The following is a 4,525-nucleotide window of genomic DNA, read 5'->3' on the forward strand; positions in this document are numbered from 1 at the left end:
GGAGGCCGGCGGGCGGGCCGGACTCGACGAGGCGCCAGAGAGCGTCGGTGTCGAGGTACTCCTCGACCAGGTCGCCGAGCAGGTCCAGGGAGCGCTCGCGGGCGGCGGCGAAGGCGGTGTCGGGGGCCACCGTGAAACCGGTGCGGCCGGCGAGCCGGGCCACCTCGGTCAGGAACCGGCGGCGGAACCCGTCGGACTCGAAGGCGCCGTGCCAGTGGGTGCCGTGCACGGCACCCACCACGGCCCCCTCGCCGCTGCCGTCCGCGCAGGTCAGCAGCGGAGTCAGCGCCGGGTCGGCGTGTGAGACGTACCCGTGGTGGATCTCGTAGCCGTGGACCGGGACGTCGCCGCGGGCGGTGCCGACCGACTGCCGGACGGTCTTGCGCGGGTCGAAGGTGACCTCGATCGGCAGCAGGCCCAGCCCCGGCACGCTGCCCTGCCGGCTCTCCACCGGGTCGTGGATGGCCCGGGCCAGCATCTGGAAGCCGCCGCAGATGCCGAGCAGCGGCTTGCCGGCCGCCGCGTGCGCCAGGACGGCGTCGGCCAGGCCGGTCTGCCGCAGCCAGGCCAGGTCGGCCACGGTCGACTTCGAGCCGGGCAGCACGACGAGGTCGGCGGCGGCCAGTTCGGCCGGCTCGACGGTCAGCCGGACCCGCACGCCAGGCTCGGTGGCGAGCGCCTCGACGTCGGTGGCGTTGCTGATCCGGGGCAGCCGGACCACAGCCACGTCCAGCCAGTCGGTGCCGCGCGGGGCCGCCGGTCGGCCGAGCACCCGGCCGTACGCGAGCGAGTCCTCCGCGTCGAGCCAGAGGTCGAGCGCCCAGGGCAGCACCCCGTACGTCGGCCGGCCGGTGACCTGGCGCAGCATGTCCAGCCCCGGCCGGAGGAGCCCGAGGTCGCCCCGGAACTTGTTGATCACGAAGCCGGCGATCAGCGCCTGGTCGGCCGGGTCCAGCAGGGCGAGGGTGCCGAACATCGAGGCGAAGACCCCGCCCCGGTCGATGTCGCCGACCACGATCGCGGGCAGGCCGGCGTGCCGGGCCAGGCCCATGTTCACGTAGTCGCCGGCCCGCAGGTTGATCTCCGCGGGGCTGCCAGCACCCTCGCAGATCACCACGTCGTACGCGGCCCGCAGCTCGGCGAGCGCCGCGTACGCCGTCTCGGCGAGCCGGGGCCGCAGCTCGCGGAAGTTGCCCGCGGTGACCGTGTCGACGGCCTCGCCGAGCAGCACCACCTGGCTGGCCAGGTCGCTGCCCGGCTTGAGCAGCACCGGGTTGAACCGCAGGTCGGGGGCGAGTCCGCAGGCGGCGGCCTGCATCGCCTGCGCCCGCCCGATCTCGCCGCCCCGGCCGTCCGGGCCGACGACGACGGCGGAGTTGTTGGACATGTTCTGCGCCTTGAACGGCGCCACCTTCACGCCCCGGCGGTGCAGCCAGCGGCAGATGCCGGCGGTGAGCACGCTCTTGCCGGCGTCGGAGGTGGTGCCGGCGACCAGCAGGCCACCGCTCACCGGCGCCCCTCCCGCCCGGCGGCGACGCTCCGCTGCGCGGCCCGACGGCCGGCGGCGCCCACCAGCCGGCCGAGGGTCAGCGGGTACGTGGCGGCCAGCCCGAGCGCGGCCAGCCCGACCGCGCCCGAGATCCGGGCGGCCCGCTTGAGGTGCCGCGCCTCGGGACGGGGGCCGTCGCCGAGGAACGGGCGTACCTCGGAGCGCCCGAAGTAGACGTTGCGCCCGCCCAGCCGTACGCCGAGGGCGCCGGCCATCGCCGCCTCGCACTGCCCGGCGTTCGGGCTGGGGTGGTCGTTGCGGTCCCGGCGCCACACGCGCCACGCCCGGTCCCGGTCGCCGTGCGCGGTCGGCGCGACCGCGACGGTGAGCAGGCCCGTCAGCCGCGCGGGCACCAGGTTGAGCAGGTCGTCGAGGCGGGCGGCGGGGGTGCCGAACCGGGCGTACCGCGGCGAGCGGTGGCCCACCATCGCGTCGAGGGTGTTCGCCGCGCGGTACCCGAGCAGGCCGGGCAGCCCCGCGACGGCGCCCCACAGCAGCGGGGCGACGACCGCGTCCGAGGTGTTCTCGGCGAGCGACTCCACGGTGGCGCGGGCCAGTTCGGGCTCGTCGAGCGCGGACGGGTCCCGGCCGCAGAGGTGGCCGAGCCGCTGCCGGGCCGCCGGGAGGTCGCCGGCGCGCAGCGCACGCCCCATGACGGTGGCCTCGTGCCGCAGCGTGCGGCCGCCCAGCACCGTCCAGGTGCCGGCGGCGACCAGGACGGCCCGGGCCACCGGCCGGCGCCGGGTGGCGACGGTGGCGGCCACGCCGAGCAGCACCGGCGCGCCGACCGCCAGCGCGGTGAACGCCGCTCCGGCAAGCCGGTCCGGGCGGTACGTCCGCCGCTCCAGTGCCCCGGCGGCGCGACCGAAGCCGGCCACGGGGTGGTACCGGCGGGGGTCTCCGAGGAGCGCGTCGAGGGCGTACCCCGCGACCAGTCCCGCCGCGGTCGCCACCGGCGTCGCCTGTCGCACCCGTCACCACCTCCGGCCGGCCAGCCTAGCCGAGCGCCAGGCCGGCCTCCGGCACGTCCGCCACCCGTGCCGCCGGCGGGGTGACCGCGCGCCGCCCGGGCCGGTGGCCCGTGGACGGGACAGGGACCGGTCAGGAGTAGCGGAAGTCAGCCGGCGAGACGGGCTTGCCGCCGCAGGTGGATGGAGTTCCCGCGCAGCCCACCCAATGGTCCGCCCCGGCCATGACCCGATATCCGCGCGGGCTGACGAAGCCGGTGGTGCGGAACGACTGGCCGTGGTTGGTGACCTCGACGCTCTGCGCCTTCCCGTCCACGACGAGGTCGAGGACGATCACCCACTCGACGGTGCCCTTCGTGCTGGCGGTCAGCTCGAAGACCTCGGTCTCCCCTTTCTGCAGGGTGAATCCGAACAGCGGCAGCCGGCCGTCGACCTTGGTGGCGTACTCGGCCGACGGTTCCGCCCTGTCCAGGTCCATGGCGATCCGCCGCGGCGTGGCGACGCCCTGCGGGCCACCGCAGGCCAGTGAGATGCCGCCCGGGTCCGGGGTCGCCGTCCGCCGGATCGGTCGTGCGCGCATCCCGTCGATGAGCACCCCCTTGTCGGACGCGCCCTGCACCACGAGGCGTACCCGGGTGGCCTCCTGGTCCACCCCGCCGTTGCCGTGCGCCCAGTCCAGGATCGAGCCGCAGGTGAGCGGAGGCGGCGTGGCGGGACGCGCGTCCGCGGGCAGGACGACCGAGAACGTGTCGTTTCCCCAGGCCGCCACGGTGGCCGGGTTGCTCACCACGTTGACGGCGATCGGCCGCTGCGGGTCCAGCGCCTTCGGCACGAAGAAGCCCACCACTCCCCCGATGACCGCCGTGACGGTCCCGGCCACCACGAACCACCAGCCCCTGCTGAGGGATTGCAGCACCCGTTGCTTCGGCGTCAGTTCCTGCTGCGCGGCGGCACTGTCACGCGGACGCCGTCGGGTATCGACCAGACCTGCCCGCCCTCGCCGCCGTCGAGAAGCAGCCATTTCCCGTCCTCCGTGAAGTGCGGCTCTACCCCGAAGTACCTCAACTGATGGTCCCCGTTCAGCGGCGGTCGCTCAGGCAGCGCCCAGACCCGCTGCTCGCGCCGGCTGGCCACGTCCCACAGCGTCAACCTGTTGTCCGGAATGACCAGCGCCACCCGGCTTCCGGCCCGGTCCACCGCGCCGGTGTCCGCCCCACATCCGCACGGCACCCAGGTGAGTTGCTGGCTCTCCACCGCCCAGTGCAGGAACCCGTCGCTGCCTGCGGCAACGGCCTGCCTTCCCTGGTCGAAGACGGCGAGCGATCCCGAGTACCAGTAGGAGCCTGGGTCGTTGGACACCTCTATCTGCGGCGGCACCGGCGAGGCGACCCACTTCCCCGTCGCGATGTCGATCACCCCGAGGCGACCGTTGCGGACCTTCTGGTAATGCTCCCGGCCGACGAGGTGAGTGCTGTCCGCCGAGAAGCGGATGCTCTCCAGGGGTGGCGTGAACAGCGCCTTCGGCCGCTTGGTCGTCAGGTCGTAGGCGATGACCGTGTCGGGATGGGCTACGGCGAGATAGTGCCCGTCGGGTGAGAAGTCCATGCCGATGATCCGGTCGACAGCGGTGCCGAACCGGCCGAACTCCTTGCCGTCGCGAGTGACCACGACCCATTCGTCGACGTGCTTCGCCGCGAACCGCCCGTCCCGGCTGAGATGCTGGTCGAGCTGGCGCCACGACAGTTCGAAGGTCTCGGCCGGCAGCGTGATCGAGGTCGGTGCCGCACTGGTCGTGACGATCGGGTCCGACCCGTCGGAGGTGGCTACTTCGGGAGCTGACTGGCAGGCCGCCAGGCACGCCAGCGCCACGAACCCCGCCAGCAATCTCATCGACAACCTTCTTTGGAATCGTCGGATGTCAATTCGACATCCTATAAAGTCCGGGCCGGCCCCGCTGTACCGCCGGCCGGGCCAGGGGCGCCTCCCCGACCCGCCCGTGGCCCGGCCG

4 protein-coding genes are annotated in these 4,525 nt (G+C 74.2%); all 4 read right to left on the reverse strand.

The window, feature by feature from the left end; genetic code table 11:
• On the reverse strand, positions 1-1,510 hold a 1,510-nt coding region (locus F6X68_RS30875), incomplete at its 3' end, for a cobyric acid synthase (protein WP_151457554.1).
• Positions 1,507-2,520, reverse strand: coding sequence for a cobalamin biosynthesis protein (locus F6X68_RS30880; RefSeq protein ID WP_151457555.1), 1,014 nt, complete (start codon positions 2,518-2,520; stop codon positions 1,507-1,509). The genes F6X68_RS30880 and F6X68_RS30875, both read right to left, overlap by 4 nt.
• A 130-nt stretch (positions 2,521-2,650) precedes the next feature.
• On the reverse strand, positions 2,651-3,433 hold the full coding sequence (locus F6X68_RS30885; protein WP_151457556.1) for a hypothetical protein: 783 nt from the start codon (positions 3,431-3,433) through the stop codon (positions 2,651-2,653).
• Between the two features lie 14 nt (positions 3,434-3,447).
• The gene (locus F6X68_RS30890; protein ID WP_151457557.1) at positions 3,448-4,407 is read right to left on the reverse strand and encodes a WD40 repeat domain-containing protein; all 960 of its coding nucleotides are present in this window, start codon (positions 4,405-4,407) and stop codon (positions 3,448-3,450) included.
• Positions 4,408-4,525 lie beyond the last annotated feature (118 nt).

Origin of the sequence: Micromonospora sp. AMSO12t, assembly GCF_008806585.1 — a bacterium.
GTDB lineage: Bacteria > Actinomycetota > Actinomycetes > Mycobacteriales > Micromonosporaceae > Micromonospora > Micromonospora reichwaldensis.